Origin of the sequence: Cronobacter condimenti 1330 (genome assembly GCF_001277255.1) — a bacterium.
Classification (GTDB): domain Bacteria; phylum Pseudomonadota; class Gammaproteobacteria; order Enterobacterales; family Enterobacteriaceae; genus Cronobacter; species Cronobacter condimenti.
Genome location: NZ_CP012264.1, coordinates 2,667,388 through 2,682,488, shown reverse-complemented (window position 1 = coordinate 2,682,488; position 15,101 = coordinate 2,667,388). Strand labels below are relative to the sequence as shown.

Here is a 15,101-nt window from a genome sequence, read left to right as displayed (position 1 = left end):
GCGGGCCTGTAAGCCAGAGGGGCAAAAGCGGTCAGAACTGGTACACCATGCCGATGCCGAGGATGTCGTCGGTCGCGATACCGTTGTCTTTATAGAAGCTATCGTCTTCATCCAGCAGGTTGATTTTGTAATCAACATAGGTGAGGAAATTTTTGCCAAGATACCAGCTGGCGCCAACATCTGCGTATTTCACCAGGTCGTTGTCCTGGTATTTACCGGCATACCACAGATCGTTGCCGCGGGATTGCAGATACGCCAGTGACGGACGCAGGCCGAAATCGAACTGATACTGCGCGACGATTTCGATGTTTTGCGTGTTGTTAGCAATCGCAATGGTGTCGCCGTAGGGCGTCATGTTGCGGGTTTCTGCATAGGTTGCAGCGAGATAAAGCTGGTTGGCGTCATATTTCAGGCCCATCGCCCAGGCCTCCGCGCGATCGCCGCCTGCCACAATCGAGTCGCCACGGCCAAGGTTAACCTGTTTTGCGGTACGATCGGCGGTGGAATACGCGGCGGATGCGCTAAAGCCCATGCCGAAATCGTAGGTCGTGGAAAGGCCAAAACCGTCGCCGTTTTGCGTCTGCACGCCATGACCGCCCGCGGTGCCTTCGTTGCCGTTGCCGTCGTCTTCATTATTGCCCTGGTACTGCAGCGCGAAATTCAGGCCATCGACCAGACCGAAGAAATCCGTGTTGCGGTAAGTCGCCATGCCGTTGCCGCGGCCAACCATATAGTTGTCGCTGTAGGTGTAGGAATCGCCGCCGAACACCGGCAGCATATCGGTCCAGGCTTCGACGTCATAAATGACGCCGTAGTTACGGCCATAGTCAAATGAGCCGTAGTCGCCATATTTCAGACCGGCATACGCCAGTTTGTTATAGGAGGTATTGCTGTCCTCCGGGCTGTTGGCCATGATTTTATAGTTCCACATGCCATAGCCGGTCAGTTCAGCGTTGATTTGGGTTTCGCCTTTGAAACCGAATTCCATATAGGTGCCGTCGCCGTCATCGCCCGGGTTCTCAGAGAAGGTATGGCGTGCGTCGACTTTGCCAAACAGATCCAGTTTATTACCGTCTTTATTATAAATCTCCGCCGCATGGGTGACGCCTGCGAGCAATAATGCGGGTACAACCAGTGCCAGTGCTTTTCTTTTCATTATCAATTTCCTTATCGTCATAAATAATGTAAATGAATGGTATCAATAAATAACAGGCGGGAATCGCTTCCGCGGCACGCATATTAACAGAATGAAAAAACGCCACAAAAGCTATTTTATGGTGCAGCTTACGGACGGTATTTAATTATTCGGGTTGCCTATCTGTGTATTGTAAATATTATTTTTATCTATAAGTTTAGCGTGAAATTATGCGCGGCATGATGAGGCGGTCATGGAGTTAGTAGACGCAAAAGGCGCGCTGCGTCTGGGCTGGGGTGGATATGGCTTCTCATGGTCAGGGGAGTTTTCGAGCCTGACAAATAACATATCGTTTCTCTGTTAATTATTATTTTGATAATTAATTTTAGGAAAAAAGAGCGATGGCTCGTTCAGCTGGCGAGACGGACAAATCCGCCTTCGGTCTTGATGAAAATAAAATACGTCAAACGTGAACCGATAAAAATGGATTTTCCGCAGTGTCATTGAAATAGAATATTCATCGGCTAAATAAAAAAGGCGCGTGTGTCTGGTCGCGTCAGGAAAAACGCGCTTGAGGTTTTACTGCATCGCGTAAAGAACAGATCGCGCAAGTGTGCCTGAAGCATGCTAATTTTGTGATCTGCATTACAAAAGCAAATCTGGTTGACCTGCGCAAAAGGAGTCTCTATGTCGCTAACCCACTGGCAGCAGCGTTTTGAAGACTGGCTGCATCAAAGCTGGAATCAGGATGATAAAGCCCATGATGTCGCGCATTTTCGCCGCGTCTGGAAAACCGCTCAGCAGATCATGACGGGGAGTGAGGCTAACCGTCTGGTGGTGCTGACCGCCTGTTATTTCCACGATATCGTCAATCTCCCGAAAAACCACCCGCAGCGGCACCTGGCCTCGACGCTCGCGGCGCAAGAGACGCTGCACATTCTTGAAACGCATTTTCCCGATTTTCCGCATGAAGACTATGACGCCGTGGCGCATGCCGTGCGTGCGCACAGCTTCAGCGCCGGGATCGCGCCTGGCACGCTGGAGGCGAAGATCGTGCAGGATGCCGACCGGCTGGAATCGCTCGGCGCGATTGGTCTTGCGCGCGTCTTTTATGTCTCTGGCGCGCTTGGCCGCGCGCTCTTTGACAGCGAAGATCCGCTCGCGTGCAACCGGGAACTCGATGACACCGCCTGGGCGCTCGATCACTTCCAGAAAAAGCTCCTTACGCTGCCCGACACCATGCAAACCGAGGCGGGCAGGGCGCTTGCGCGCCACAACGCCGATTTTCTTGTTCACTATATGGCCAAGTTGTGCGCTGAGCTGAAAGGCGATTACTGCGAGCTTGATGAAGAGGTCATGCGCCGCTTTATCCAGGTGACGCCTTAACCGCAGCCCCGCGCGAAAGTGTGTTACTCTGTCAGATATCCGTTCTGTATGGCTAACGCAATGCTCGAAAATCATTCTGTTATTGAGGACGTACTGGCGGGCGCAGAGGGTCACGGCGCCTCTGGGCTGAGCGCACACGCGCTGCTGCAAAAAGTGCAGGAGATTTACGACACCAAAACGCTGGTGGCTATATTAAACGACGTGGGCGACAAACGCTGGAGCCGCGCCAGGCTTAAACGCCAGCAGCTAAACGCCGACGGTGCGCGCCTGAGTGCGGGCGAGTATCGCCGCCTCGTGGCGCTGCTCCCGACACCGCCGCGCCATCATCCGCACTACGCCTTTCGCTTTATCGATCTTTTCGCCGGTATCGGCGGTATCCGCAGCGGGTTTGAAGCCGCGGGCGGCCAGTGCGTGTTTACCAGCGAGTGGAACAAACACGCGGTGCGCACCTATAAAGCCAACTGGTATTGCGACCCGCAGCAGCATCAGTTCAATGAGGATATCCGCGACGTCACGTTAAGCCACCAGCCTGATGTGAGCGATGAGGCCGCCGCCGAGCATATTCGCGCCAGCATTCCTCAGCATGACGTATTGCTGGCAGGCTTTCCGTGTCAGCCATTTTCGCTGGCCGGCGTGTCGAAGAAAAACGCGCTGGGCCGCGCGCACGGTTTTGCCTGCGAAACCCAGGGCACGCTCTTTTTCGATGTGGTGCGCATTATTGCCGCCCGCCAGCCCGCTATTTTTGTGCTGGAAAACGTCAAAAATCTCAAAAGCCACGATAAAGGCAACACGTTTCGCATCATCATGCAGACGCTGGATGAACTGGGTTATGAAGTGGCCGATGCCAGAGAAATGGGCCCGGACGATCCGAAAATCATTGATGGCAAACATTTCCTGCCGCAGCACCGCGAGCGTATCGTGCTGGTCGGTTTTCGTCGCGATCTGCAACTGCACGAGGGTTTTACGCTGCGCGCGCTGCCGGAATTTTATCCGGCGCGTCGTCCGGCGTTCGGTGAACTGCTCGACCCGACAGTGGATGCCCGCTATGTGCTAACCCCGACGCTCTGGAAATACCTCTACCGCTACGCCCAGAAACATCAGGCGAAGGGCAACGGGTTCGGCTACGGGCTGGTCGACCCGCAAAACCCCGCCAGCGTGGCGCGTACGCTCTCGGCGCGTTACTACAAAGACGGCGCGGAGATTTTAATCGACCGCGGCTGGGATAAAGCGCGAGGTGAGCAAGACTTTGATGATGCGACCAACCAGCAGCGTCGTCCGCGCCGCCTGACGCCACGCGAATGCGCGCGCCTGATGGGCTTTGAGGCGCCACAGGGCCATGCGTTCCGTATCCCGGTTTCCGATACCCAGGCGTACCGGCAGTTCGGCAATTCGGTCGTCGTTCCCGCTTTTGCGGCGGTCGCACAGCTATTGCGTCCGCGCATTGATGCAGCGGTGCGCCTGCGCCTGGAGACATCAGATGGCGGACGTACATAGTAAAGCCATCCGCAGTAAAAACATGCGCGCTATCGGCACCCGCGATACCGCCATTGAAAAGCGGCTCGCCGCGCTGTTGACCGAGCGCGGCTTTACCTTTCGCGTACAGGATGCCGCACTCGCAGGACGTCCTGATTTCGTGCTCGATGATTACCGCTGCGTTATCTTCACGCACGGCTGTTTCTGGCATCACCACAACTGTTATCTCTTTAAAGTGCCTGCCACGCGCACTGACTTCTGGCTCGATAAAATCGGCAAAAACGTGGCGCGCGATAAGCGCGACGTCGCGACGCTGCGCGCAGAAGGCTGGCGCGTGTTGCTGGTCTGGGAATGTGCATTGCGCGGGCGCGAGAAGCTCTCTGATGCGGCGCTTGCCGAGCGGCTGGAGGAGTGGATTTGCAGTGGCGGGGCGTATGCGCAGATAGATATCCAGGGCATTCATGCCCTGGATGACGAGCGGCCTGCGCCGCCCGCCGGTTAGGCGCTATTTCTCAATCGGGCAGGGCGTCACGACAGGCTTTGCCGGCAGCAGATATTTACCGAGCGTTACCAGCAGAACCGCGACAATAATCACGCCAAGCGCAACCCATTCGATGGAGGAGAGACTCTCGCCGCCAAACCCGGTGCCGAGCAACACCGCGACCACCGGGTTGACATAGGCATAGCTGGTGGCGACGGCAGGCGAGACGTTACGGATGAGATACATATAGGCATTAATCGCGATAACCGAGCCAAACAGCGTAAGGTAGCCGACCGCCAGGAAGCCAGACAGATCGGGCATTGCGGTTAGCGTCTCGCCGGTCAGCCTCGAGGCGACGATCAGCACCAGACCCGCCGCCAGCATCTCAATCGCGCCCGCCATCATGCCGGTAGGCAGTTCAATACGCGAGCCGTATACCGAGCCAAATGCCCAGCTTAACGAACCAATCAGAATCAGCAGTGCGCCCCACGGATTGCCGTTGAGGTTACCGCCGCTGTTGAGCAGCACGATGCCCGCAAGGCCGATGGCAACACCCAGCCATTCAAGCTTGCGGGTCTGAATACCAAACACGCGGCTGAAAACAAGGGCGAAAAGCGGAACGGTCGCCACCATGACGGCGGCGATGCCGGACGGCACATGCTGATGTTCAGCGACCGTGACGAAACCGTTGCCCACCGCCAGCAGCAGAACGCCTATCAGCGCCGCGTTTAGCATTGGACGCCGCGCTGGAAGCTTATGACCGGTCAGCAGCAGGAAACAGAGCAGGAGCACGCCTGCACAGAGAAAACGCACGCCCGCCATCATAAACGGCGGCCAGCTCTTCACGCCGACAGCAATGGCAAAATAGGTGGAACCCCAGATGATATACAGCGCAAACAGCGCGCCCAACAGCGGTAAAACACGACCGAAACGCATACTCCCTCACCACGCAAAATAAAGAACGCTTATAGTGAACGCTAAAATTATTGCGCAGGCGAGGTTTTTAATTGTTTCACTTAAGTTAATTTTGCGTTGACAGAAGGTGGTAGTTTCAGGGCCCAGGCTTTTGCTCCATACTTACCACTCCAGAATCACAACACGAAGGAATGAAATTTTGGCCGGAAGTAGTTTATTAACGCTGCTGGATGATATCGCCACGCTGCTGGACGATGTCTCAATGATGGGAAAAGTGGCAGCAAAGAAGACCGCAGGGGTGCTGGGCGACGATCTCTCCCTTAACGCGCAGCAGGTCACCGGCGTGCGCGCCAATCGCGAGCTGCCGGTCGTCTGGGCGGTTGCGAAAGGTTCGCTGCTCAATAAACTGATTCTGGTGCCGCTGGCGCTTATCATCAGCGCCTTCGCGCCCTGGGGAATTACGCCGCTGTTGATGGTTGGCGGCGCATTTTTGTGTTTTGAAGGCGTGGAGAAAGTGCTGCACAGCCTGCATGCGCGCAAACATAAAGAAACCCCGGAGCAGCGCCAGCAACGTCTCGACGCTATCGCAAAACAGGACCCGAAAGTCTACGAGCGGGACAAAGTCAAAGGCGCGGTGCGTACTGACTTTATCCTCTCGGCTGAGATTGTCGCCATTACGCTTGGCATCGTGGCAGAAGAGCCGCTGTTAAGCCAGGTGCTGGTGCTAAGCGGTATCGCTATTCTGGTGACGTTTGGTGTCTACGGCATTGTCGGCGTTATCGTGAAGCTTGACGACATGGGCTACTGGCTTGCCGAGAAGCGTTCGGCTATCGCCCGAGGTGTGGGGAAAGGGTTGCTGGTCGCCGCGCCGTGGCTGATGAAAGCGCTGACTATCCTCGGGACCATTGCCATGTTCCTCGTGGGCGGCGGCATTGTGGTGCATGGCGTTACGCCGCTTCATCACGCTATCGAACACTGGGCGCAGGGTCTCGGCGGCATTGGCGCGGCGGTGATGCCAACCGTACTGAATATGGTGCTGGGCTTTATCATCGGGGCCGTGGTGCTGGGCGTGGTCACGCTTATCGGGCGACTGCGTGGTAAAGCTGCCCACTGAGAATATTCCTGTTTTACAGGACATGGCAGGCGAAGCTCGCGCGCGTTGACTATCTTCTGGATGTTTTCACACTGATAAAGGAGGCAGTTATGGTCTTTTTGGTCAGCGATGAAGTTCAGCGCAAAAACAGCGGTCAGCGCATGGTCGTTACCGGTTATTCCAGTGGCATGGTCGAGTGCCGCTGGTATGACGGTTATGGCGTGCAACGGGAGGCGTTTCGTGAAGATGAATTGCTTCCCGGTGAAAGACAGCCTCGCGAAGCGCGTCGTTGAAATAACGCCCGGCCTTAGCGCCGGGCGTTTTCATTCCCCTCCCTTTCTGCAAAAGATCAACGACATCCTTTCGCTTTCCAGGCGACAATACCTAAAAATACGGCCACACTTTTAATATCCGCGCCGCCTGGTATTATCTGAGCCGCCTGACCTTCACCATGCCTCATTGAGTCGAGCCTTTATCAGTACAGGGAGTCTGACGTGCCTGACAAGATCCTCATCAGCCGCTGGCGCACAAAACATCCCATACGGGTCGTCAACCTCTGCTTTTGCGCCGTGTTTATCTTCTCCACACTACTGACCTGGCGTGAGGGCGTCATTCTGCAGGAGGCGTTTATCTCCTCCCAGCGTAACCAGCTCGATACCATCGCGACCGCGATGGACCGTAACCTGCAATACAGCGTAGATAAACTGCTGTTTTACCGCGCAGGTATGCGCTATGCCATGCATAACCTGTTAGCCGGGCCGGAAACCGATAACGCGATAGCCGCTTTCCAGGCCAACCGCGCAAAATCGGCGTGGTCGCTGCCGACAGAGCGCGATCTCGCGCTGCCGATTAAGGGCGTGTCAGATAAGTTTATCGCCCAGAGTACGCTGCTTGAACGCGACGAAGCGCGCTTACCTAACGAACTGAATGCAACACTGGCGCTCGGGCATATGCTGAGCATCGCCGACAGCCGCGGTGAGCGCCCGGAAATGCGCACCTTTTACGTCTCCCGCGCCGGCTTTTATCTCACCAGCCTGCCGTTTTTTGGCAATGAAAGCGTCCCGGAGCAATATTATCAGCAGGTCAGCAGCCGCTGGTTTCTGAGTCAGTCCTTACGCAATAACCCGGCGCGTGGCGTGCGCTGGCTGCACGGTGCCGATCTGAGCATGCCTTCAGGGCAGCGCGTCACCGCCAGCATTCCGCTTGATGATGAGGGGCGCTGGTTTGGGGTGCTGGCCATGGATTTCCCTATCCGCGCGATGCGTGACTTCCTGAAAAATGCACTCAGCAATGACGATGCGGGCGGTGAAATCCTGCTGTTTGATCGCCAGTTAAGCCTGATTGCCACGACGTCGTCCGGCATCGATCCTGCGCTGCGGTTTAGCGCGCAGGATAAAGCAATACTGTCGCGCCAGATGGAGCGTGGAAACGCCGGCGACGCGCGCATGGACACGCGCTTTATCGCCTGGGCGAAGCTGGACTATTTCGATGGTGTTCTGGTGAAAGTCACGACATTTTCCCAGAGCGCGGAGGGCAAATTTGGCAAAGTCGCGATGGTGCTTGGCCTGCTGTGGTTGCTTTTCACCGCCATGCTGTTTATCTCCTGGCGCGTGATTGTCGGCATGGTGCGCAATATGCTGACCATGCAGCGCTCGCTAAAGTGGCGCGCCTGGTATGACACGCTCACCCGGCTTTTTAACCGCGGCGCATTCTTTGAACGCGCGCGTCTTGCCGCAAAAGCGTGCAATGAACAGCAACAGCCGTTCTCCGTTATTCAGCTCGATCTCGATCATTTCAAAAGCATCAATGACCGCTTCGGTCATCAGGCGGGAGACAAAGTCCTGACGTGGGCGGCAGGCATGTTGAGCCGCACGCTACGTTCAGACGACGTGGCCGGACGCGTGGGCGGCGAAGAGTTTTGCATCATCTTGCCAGGTACCGCCTCTGAGGACGCGCGCCAGGTGGCTGAGCGTATCCGCCAGCGGATCAACAGTCAGGAGATCCTGGTGCGCCCCGACACGACCATTCGCATCAGCGTGTCGGTCGGCGTCAGCGAAGCGCAGCGCGATGGCGATTACGATTTCGAGCATCTGCAGTCGATAGCCGACCACCGGCTCTATCTCGCGAAGCAGGGCGGGCGCAACCAGGTGTGTCATGAAGGGTAGGGGCTACACCTTACCCAAAAAGTGATCGAGTCCTTCACTGAAACCCGCCGGTCCGCTTGCGTGTGTGCGATAGACGCGCTGCGGATCGTCGTTTTTAAGCATAACGCCCTGACGGCTCAGGCCTTTAACCACCACCGCGAAATCCACATTGTCCAGCAGCGAGGCGTCGTCCGGCCCGTCGCCCAGGCCAAGCGTGGTGCGCAGCTTGCCTTCCCGCTTACGGTATTGCTCTTTAAGCCAGTTCGCCGCCTGGCCTTTGCCGCCGCGTACGTCCAATACGTGCCAGAAACGCCCGCCTTCGATTAACATTAAACCCAGCGCCTCAAGGCTTGCGCTAAAGCGCGCCAGATTCTCATCGCTGTCGCGCCAGATAACGGTTTCGGAGGCTTCGAGTAGGGTGGCCATCGCCGCCAGTTTCGGGCTAAGTCCCGTCCACTCGGCAATCGTCTTTTCATCGACATCGCTAAAACAAAAGAGCTTATAGCCCTGCTCGTGACGCAGCCGGTTGATAATCTCCAGGATCTCATCATGCGGCATGCCGTTGAGCAGGCGAGGGAAGTCGGGATTATCCTGCCAGGTGGCATCAAGCTGAACGATAGCCCCGTTCTCAGCGATAAACGGTTGTCCTTCCAGCCCCAGCGCCGCCTGTAAGGCGATGATCTCTGCCGCCGTTTTGCTGCTGGAGAGGATAACCGGCACATCATGTTCGATTAAGCGTTCAAGCCACGCCTGAGCAGGCGTCCATTCGTGCGTGTTCGGGTCAAGTAGCGTGCCGTCGAGGTCGGTGATGACCAGCAAATCGTCATTCAGATGTGCCATATCGGCTCCTTTTTTGTGCGCCATCGATCCCACCGCAGTCCAGGAATAATCTCAATTCATCAGCCTCGTTTGCAGGGGGATTTCGGGATCGTTTCCATGAGAGGCGCGCAGTTATTGGCTCGCAGTGAATATATCCGTGAATAATATTAGCAGCGTATTATTCACGAAAAGAATATATCCTTGTACTGCAATTTTTTTGCGGTATGTTGTTCATCGACATCAGTTTCCCTGGTGTAACGAATTTTAAGTGCTTCTTGCTTTCGCAAGCTTATCCCGGCTCCCCAGGCCGGGATATTTTTATGTTCAGTGGTTCACCTCGCTTGGCCCCGCATCGCGGATATCGAGTTCAAACTCCTCGCCCAGTTCACGACACGCCTCTGGCTTGCGCGTATCCGCCGCCGTCGGGGAGACGGGGTCTGGTATAGACTGCTCGTGTTCACTGATGACCTCGATGGCGCCAAGCAGGGCGTCAATATCCGCCTGCGGCGCATCGGGCGTTGGGTTTTCCGGTTTCATGGCATTCACCTCTGGCTTCCCCTCGCTCTAAGTATAGTCACCCGCAGGCGTGTAACCACGTTGGGCGGTGCCAGCAAAGCGGATTTGTTCTACACTGGCTCAATAGTGATAAGAGGAGCAGTTATGAACGTTAACGACAGAGTTACCGTTAAGACGGATGGCGGGCCACGCCGCCCCGGTGTGGTGCTGGCTGTTGAGCCATTTAATGAGGGCACCATGTACCTGGTTTCACTGGAAGAGTATCCGCTGGGGATATGGTTCTTTAATGAAAAAGATCATCCTGACGGGGTATTTGTTGAAAAAGTAGAATAACGCGTCATACATCTTGCTTATTATCACGCCGCCCCGGTAATACAGGGCGGCGTCATTTTTTGGCGCATCGTTCATCCTCGCTTGCGCGATGCGATGAAAAATGACTGTGTCGTTCCGGTTAATTCAGAACGAAGGGCGTAGGGTACAGAGTAACAATTAACGTGCTGCGTTAGCGCATATTCACAAATATGCCGTTGGTGACATTATCGGTCAACCGCACGACATGATAGATCACTTGCTTATTATGGGTCTTGATTTTACGTTTAATATTACCCTTGTGTGACGAAACTGTTTTGGCCTTAATATTCATCTGATCGGAAATCTGAATCGTATCCTGGCCCGACATCCACATTCTGAGCATACTTGATTCAGTGCGGCTTAACGAAAGTGTAGGCAAACTAATTTTACCGATGCACTGAATATCTTTGGTTAAATAATCCCCCAGAATGGCATCCAGCGACTCTGGTTTAATCGATTTAGAGCTAATTAACAGATTCTTACGCACCCGCAAATATTCATCAAAGTGAATATTGGCAATCGCCATAAAAACGATAAATAACGTACCGGGATGCTGATTAATGATGTGCTTTATATGCTGACTGCTCTGCGGATCGTGAATAAAACAGTCTTCATTAATAAACACCACATGGGGCTTGCGTACCTGACAGGCTTGTTCCAGATTTGAAACGCTATCAGCATGATATATCTGTCTTTTTCGCACTCCTCTCGATGATAAATAATCGGTTAGACCGAGCCTGGTATAGCTGCAGAGATCCATAATAATCGTTGACATAGCCTACCCTCACTAAACGCGTTATCCGTTAAAGCACAACGATTGCTCCACCAGCCTGAGAACGACCGCCGTTCTGCTAAGACCAGCAATTACGGGATAAGAAAGCGTAAAACGGCGTATCGCAGACCGATAGCGTGAATCGTATCAGCCGGATATCTAAGTCCTTCAGGCGACCCCAACTATCCCGTAAAGTTACGTATAATTTGCCAGGAAAGTTCTTAAAGTAAAGAGGCGATCCGGTTATGTGAGAGGCGTAAAATCATTAATTCCGCCTGGGATGTATGGTCAGCCGGAGAATATATTTTCCATATTAGGAATTTCCTTAGGATGACCATTAAGAGGGAAGGGTTAACCTTTGGCTGGAATTTCGCTAACGATATCAGTCAACAAGTGAAATATTTCTGCGAATAAATGTTCACAGAACGGTGCTATTAAGGGCATTAACGCAGCCATTACAATCATCCCGATGCTGAGGGTCAGCGGGAAGCCTATCGCGAAGACGGTTAACTGCGGTGCCATACGGTTTAACAGGCCAAGCGCCAGGTTTAACGACAGCAGCAGCGTAATCAGCGGCAGCGCCAGCATCACGCCGTTGACAAAAATCAGACTGGCGGCGCGCGTCAGCGCCATAAACACATTGCTGTTGATAGCCTCGCCGCTAATCGGCAGCGTATGAAACGTATCGGCAAGAATGGAGATAAGCCACAGGTGACCATTGAGCGTCAGGAACAGCAGCATCGCCAGCATATCGATAAAACGTGCCAGTACCGGCATGTTCAGGCGGCTGCCCGGATCGAAGAAGGTCGCGAACGACAGCCCCATTTGCAAGCCGATAAGCTCGCCTGCGGTACGTATCGCCGCGAACGCGAACTGCATGGTAAAGCCGACGGCGATGCCGATAAGAATTTGCTGCAAGCCCAGCCACAGGCCTTCGAGCGAGAAAATCGGCACGTTGCTGCCAGGAATATTGGGCGCGAGCGCGATAGTAATCAGCAGCGCAAGACCAATCTTGACGCGAATGCTGATTGACCGCTCGCTCAGAATCGGTGCGGTGCTGATAAGCGCCAGCACGCGCAGCAACGGCCAGAAGTAGAGAGTCAGCCAGTGGAGCCACTGGTCGCTTGTAAATTGCAGCATGTGTTCGGCCGTCAGCCGATGATATACGGCAGGTTGGAGAACAGGGTGCGCATATAATCGAGCAGCAGATTCAACATCCACGGGCCTGCCGCCACGATAACCACAAACACCGCCAGAATTTTAGGAATGAACGACAGCGTCATTTCGTTAATCTGGGTAGCCGCCTGGAGAATACTGATAAACAGGCCTGTTACCAGCGCCACCAGCAGCAGGGGCGCGGCGAGCGCGAGCGCAACTTTCATGGCTTCCGTGCCCATCATCATGACCGATTCTGGCGTCATCATGTACCTCGTTAACTGTAAAAGCTTTGGGCAAGGGAACCGACAAGCAACTGCCAGCCATCTACCAGCACAAACAGCATCAGCTTGAAGGGCAGGGCGATAGACGCAGGCGGTACCATCATCATACCGAGCGCCATCAGCACGCTCGCCACAACCAGATCGATTATCAGGAAGGGGATAAACACGGTAAAGCCAATCTGGAACGCCGTTTTCAGCTCGCTCGTAACATAAGCCGGCAGCAGAATGCGCATGGGTACGGCTTCCGGTCCCTGAATCGGCTGCGTATTGGCAAGTTTCGCAAACAGTGCGAGATCCGCTTCACGGGTCTGGCGCAGCATAAATTCGCGCAGCGGTTGCGAGCCGCGATCGAGCGCCACTTCCATTGAAATTTTGTTTTCGCTGAAGGGCTGATAGGCGTCGGAATAAATCTTATCGATAACCGGCGACATAATAAAAAAGGTCAGGAACAGCGCGAGGCCCAGCAGCACCTGGTTTGGCGGCGCAGACGGCGTACCCAGCGCGTTACGAAGCAGGCCGAACACGATAATGATGCGCGTGAAGCTTGTCATCATTAACAGAATGGCGGGCAGGAACGTCAGCGAGGTGATAAATACCAGCGTCTGTACCGGCAGCGACCAGCTCTGACCGCCGCCGGAAACCGGCTGGCTGACGAGACCCGGCAGTTGTGCCATCGCCGGCGCGGCCATCAGGCCGAGCGCGAGGAAAGAAAGACTCAACCAACGACGCATTACTTTCTCCCGCTACGCTTAAGCAGATTCTTCATCAGGTTCTGGAACTCACCGCCGGGCACGGCTTCCGACTCTGGCGTTTGCGGCGCCGGCGGCAGGGTGTGCAGCGGGGTAATCGACGTGGCGGTAACGCCCAGCACCAGGCGGGCATCTTCCACTTCGACGATCACAATCTTCTCACGAGCCCCAAGGCTCAGGCTGCTGTTGAGCTTCAGACCACGCATCCCGGCGGATTTTGGCGCGAAGCCAAAACGCTTTGCCATCCAGGCAAACAGCAGAATAAAAATGATAATCAGCGTCAGCGCGCCGCTTACCTGGATTAAGGATGAGCCGGCGTCAGGCATTGCCGGCTGTTGTACTGTGGTCTGATTTTTCATTTAACGACTCAGGCGACGCATACGTTCTGACGGGGTGATGATGTCGGTGATACGCACGCCGTATTTATCGGCCACGACCACAACCTCACCCTGTGCAATCAGGTAACCGTTAATCAGGATATCCAGCGGCTCGCCGGCGAGACCATCCAGCGCGACCACGGAACCCTGCGTCAGACGCAGCAATTCTTTAATGGTCATGCGGGTGCGGCCCAGCTCCACGGTGAGTTTCACCGGGATATCCATAATCAGGTTGATGTCCTGCAATGCGCCGATCATGTCGCCGCCTTCCAGCGAACGGAACACGCTGTCTGCGGAAGGACTTTTACCTGCGGTTTTCTGCTCACTCAGTGCATCGGCCCACAGATCGTCAGCGTCGTCACCGGTGCTTTTTTGTTCTTTCAGTGCATCAGCCCACAGATCGTCCATTTCACCTGCGTTTTCATCGGACGGTTTGTTAATGTCACTCATTGGGCTGTTCCTCATTCAGCGAATTCAAAATTGGGTTGATCAAATGTTCAACGCGCAAGGCATATTGTCCGCTCACGGTGCCGTACTGGCTGGTGAGAACCGGCACGCCATCCACGTGCACCAGAATGCGATCCGGCTTCTCGATGGGCAGCACGTCGCCTGGCTTCAGCTTCAGAATCTTCGACAGTCGCAGCGGGATCTCAGCGAAGTTGGCAATCAACTCCAGCTCCGAGTGCTGTACCTGGCGTACCAGGTTGTCGCGCCAGTGCTGGTCTTCCTGACGGGAGTTTTCCAGCGGCGGGTTGACGAGCATTTCGCGCAGCGGCTCAATCATGCTGAACGGCAGGCAAATATTAAACTCGCCGGTCAGGTTACCAATCTCGACGTGAAACGGGGTGTTAACCACGATATCGTTCGGCGAGGTGGTGATGTTGGTGAATTTCACCTGCATCTCTGAACGCACATATTCCACGTCCAGCGGGTTAATCGCTTTCCACGCGTCGCTGTAGGCCTCAAGCGCCAGCTTGAGCATACGGTTAATGACGCGCTGTTCAGTGTGGGTGAATTCACGGCCTTCCACTTTCGTGGGAAAGCGGCCATCACCGCCGAACAAGTTGTCCACTGCGATAAACACAAGGCTTGGTGAGAACACAAACAGCCCGGTGCCGCGCAACGGCTTTAAATGAATCAGGTTAAGGTTGGTCGGCACCGGCAGGTTACGGGCAAACTCGTGGTACGGCTGAATACGAATGGCCCCCACGGTAATGTCCGGGCTGCGGCGCAGCAGGTTGAACAACCCCATACGGAACTGACGCGCAAAGCGTTCGTTGATAATTTCCAGCGCCTGGAGGCGCTCGCGCACCACGCGACGCTGGGTATTGGGATCGTAGGGGCGAATGTCGCCATCGCCCGCCGACGCTTGCTGTTCCGCGCCCTGCTCGCTGTCGCCGTTTAACAGCGCATCGATTTCGGCTTGAGAAAGAATGCTGTCGCCCATGGCT

General features: G+C 55.0%; 18 protein-coding genes. 7 read left to right on the top strand and 11 right to left on the bottom strand.

Features of this window, described 5'->3' with window-relative positions; translation table 11 throughout:
- Window positions 1–31: 31 nt before the first annotated feature.
- The gene (gene ompC, locus AFK62_RS12265) at window positions 32–1,156 is read right to left on the bottom strand and encodes a porin OmpC (protein WP_007670309.1); all 1,125 of its coding nucleotides are present in this window, start codon (window positions 1,154–1,156) and stop codon (window positions 32–34) included.
- A gap of 666 nt (window positions 1,157–1,822) precedes the next feature.
- On the opposite strand from ompC, the gene AFK62_RS12260 reads away from it, so the two are divergent.
- From AFK62_RS12260 to AFK62_RS12250, 3 genes are read left to right on the top strand one after another with little or no spacing between them, the layout of a single operon-like run.
- Window positions 1,823–2,521: a phosphohydrolase gene (locus AFK62_RS12260; RefSeq protein ID WP_007670307.1), complete on the top strand. Its 699-nt coding sequence runs from the start codon at window positions 1,823–1,825 to the stop codon at window positions 2,519–2,521.
- A gap of 60 nt (window positions 2,522–2,581) precedes the next feature.
- Complete coding sequence (locus AFK62_RS12255) at window positions 2,582–4,015, top strand: DNA cytosine methyltransferase (RefSeq protein WP_007670304.1); 1,434 nt, start codon at window positions 2,582–2,584, stop codon at window positions 4,013–4,015.
- Window positions 3,999–4,496: a very short patch repair endonuclease gene (locus tag AFK62_RS12250; RefSeq protein WP_007670299.1), complete on the top strand. Its 498-nt coding sequence runs from the start codon at window positions 3,999–4,001 to the stop codon at window positions 4,494–4,496. Before AFK62_RS12255 ends, AFK62_RS12250 begins: the two co-directional genes overlap by 17 nt.
- 3 nt (window positions 4,497–4,499) lie before the next feature.
- Here AFK62_RS12250 and yedA read toward each other — a convergent pair whose 3' ends face one another.
- Window positions 4,500–5,411, bottom strand: coding sequence for a drug/metabolite exporter YedA (gene yedA / locus AFK62_RS12245; protein ID WP_007670297.1), 912 nt, complete (start codon window positions 5,409–5,411; stop codon window positions 4,500–4,502).
- 178 nt (window positions 5,412–5,589) lie between these two features.
- On the opposite strand from yedA, the gene AFK62_RS12240 reads away from it, so the two are divergent.
- The 3 genes from AFK62_RS12240 to dgcQ all read left to right on the top strand — a co-directional run bounded on the left by AFK62_RS12240 (window position 5,590) and on the right by dgcQ (window position 8,648).
- The gene (locus tag AFK62_RS12240) at window positions 5,590–6,504 is read left to right on the top strand and encodes a DUF808 family protein (protein ID WP_007670293.1); all 915 of its coding nucleotides are present in this window, start codon (window positions 5,590–5,592) and stop codon (window positions 6,502–6,504) included.
- Between the two features lie 89 nt (window positions 6,505–6,593).
- Complete coding sequence (locus AFK62_RS12235; protein WP_007670288.1) at window positions 6,594–6,776, top strand: YodC family protein; 183 nt, start codon at window positions 6,594–6,596, stop codon at window positions 6,774–6,776.
- Window positions 6,777–6,977: 201 nt separating this feature from the next.
- Window positions 6,978–8,648 carry a cellulose biosynthesis regulator diguanylate cyclase DgcQ gene (dgcQ, locus tag AFK62_RS12230; RefSeq protein WP_007670285.1) on the top strand — a complete coding sequence of 557 codons (1,671 nt, stop codon included), beginning with the start codon at window positions 6,978–6,980 and terminating at the stop codon, window positions 8,646–8,648.
- Between the two features lie 3 nt (window positions 8,649–8,651).
- Here the strand turns inward: dgcQ and AFK62_RS12225 are convergent, their stop codons facing one another.
- Together AFK62_RS12225 and AFK62_RS22690 are read right to left on the bottom strand one after the other, a co-directional pair.
- The gene (locus tag AFK62_RS12225) at window positions 8,652–9,467 is read right to left on the bottom strand and encodes a mannosyl-3-phosphoglycerate phosphatase-related protein (RefSeq protein ID WP_007670282.1); all 816 of its coding nucleotides are present in this window, start codon (window positions 9,465–9,467) and stop codon (window positions 8,652–8,654) included.
- 303 nt (window positions 9,468–9,770) lie between these two features.
- Window positions 9,771–9,983 carry a DUF2525 domain-containing protein gene (locus AFK62_RS22690; protein ID WP_007670280.1) on the bottom strand — a complete coding sequence of 71 codons (213 nt, stop codon included), beginning with the start codon at window positions 9,981–9,983 and terminating at the stop codon, window positions 9,771–9,773.
- Window positions 9,984–10,106: 123 nt separating this feature from the next.
- Between AFK62_RS22690 and dsrB the strand changes: the two genes are divergently transcribed.
- The gene (dsrB, locus tag AFK62_RS22685) at window positions 10,107–10,295 is read left to right on the top strand and encodes a protein DsrB (RefSeq protein WP_007670278.1); all 189 of its coding nucleotides are present in this window, start codon (window positions 10,107–10,109) and stop codon (window positions 10,293–10,295) included.
- 169 nt (window positions 10,296–10,464) lie between these two features.
- On the opposite strand, the gene rcsA is transcribed toward dsrB, so the two are convergent.
- The 7 genes from rcsA to fliM form a co-directional block, all read right to left on the bottom strand.
- Window positions 10,465–11,088, bottom strand: a complete 624-nt coding sequence (gene rcsA / locus AFK62_RS12210; protein WP_032984275.1) for a transcriptional regulator RcsA — start codon at window positions 11,086–11,088, stop codon at window positions 10,465–10,467.
- 348 nt (window positions 11,089–11,436) lie between these two features.
- On the bottom strand, window positions 11,437–12,225 hold the full coding sequence (fliR, locus tag AFK62_RS12205; RefSeq protein ID WP_007670271.1) for a flagellar biosynthetic protein FliR: 789 nt from the start codon (window positions 12,223–12,225) through the stop codon (window positions 11,437–11,439).
- Window positions 12,226–12,236: 11 nt separating this feature from the next.
- A complete protein-coding gene (gene fliQ / locus AFK62_RS12200) occupies window positions 12,237–12,506 on the bottom strand; it encodes a flagellar biosynthesis protein FliQ (RefSeq protein WP_004388139.1) in 270 nt (89 codons plus the stop codon).
- A gap of 11 nt (window positions 12,507–12,517) precedes the next feature.
- Window positions 12,518–13,255 (bottom strand): flagellar type III secretion system pore protein FliP, encoded by a 738-nt coding sequence (gene fliP, locus AFK62_RS12195; RefSeq protein WP_007670263.1) that lies wholly within the window; start codon window positions 13,253–13,255, stop codon window positions 12,518–12,520.
- Entirely contained in the window at window positions 13,255–13,632 is a 378-nt protein-coding gene (fliO, locus tag AFK62_RS12190) for a flagellar biosynthetic protein FliO (protein ID WP_007670260.1), read from the bottom strand. The genes fliP and fliO overlap by 1 nt, the downstream gene beginning before the upstream one ends.
- On the bottom strand, window positions 13,633–14,100 hold the full coding sequence (gene fliN / locus AFK62_RS12185; protein WP_007670257.1) for a flagellar motor switch protein FliN: 468 nt from the start codon (window positions 14,098–14,100) through the stop codon (window positions 13,633–13,635).
- Window positions 14,093–15,097 (bottom strand): flagellar motor switch protein FliM, encoded by a 1,005-nt coding sequence (gene fliM / locus AFK62_RS12180; RefSeq protein WP_007670254.1) that lies wholly within the window; start codon window positions 15,095–15,097, stop codon window positions 14,093–14,095. Before fliM ends, fliN begins: the two co-directional genes overlap by 8 nt.
- Window positions 15,098–15,101 lie beyond the last annotated feature (4 nt).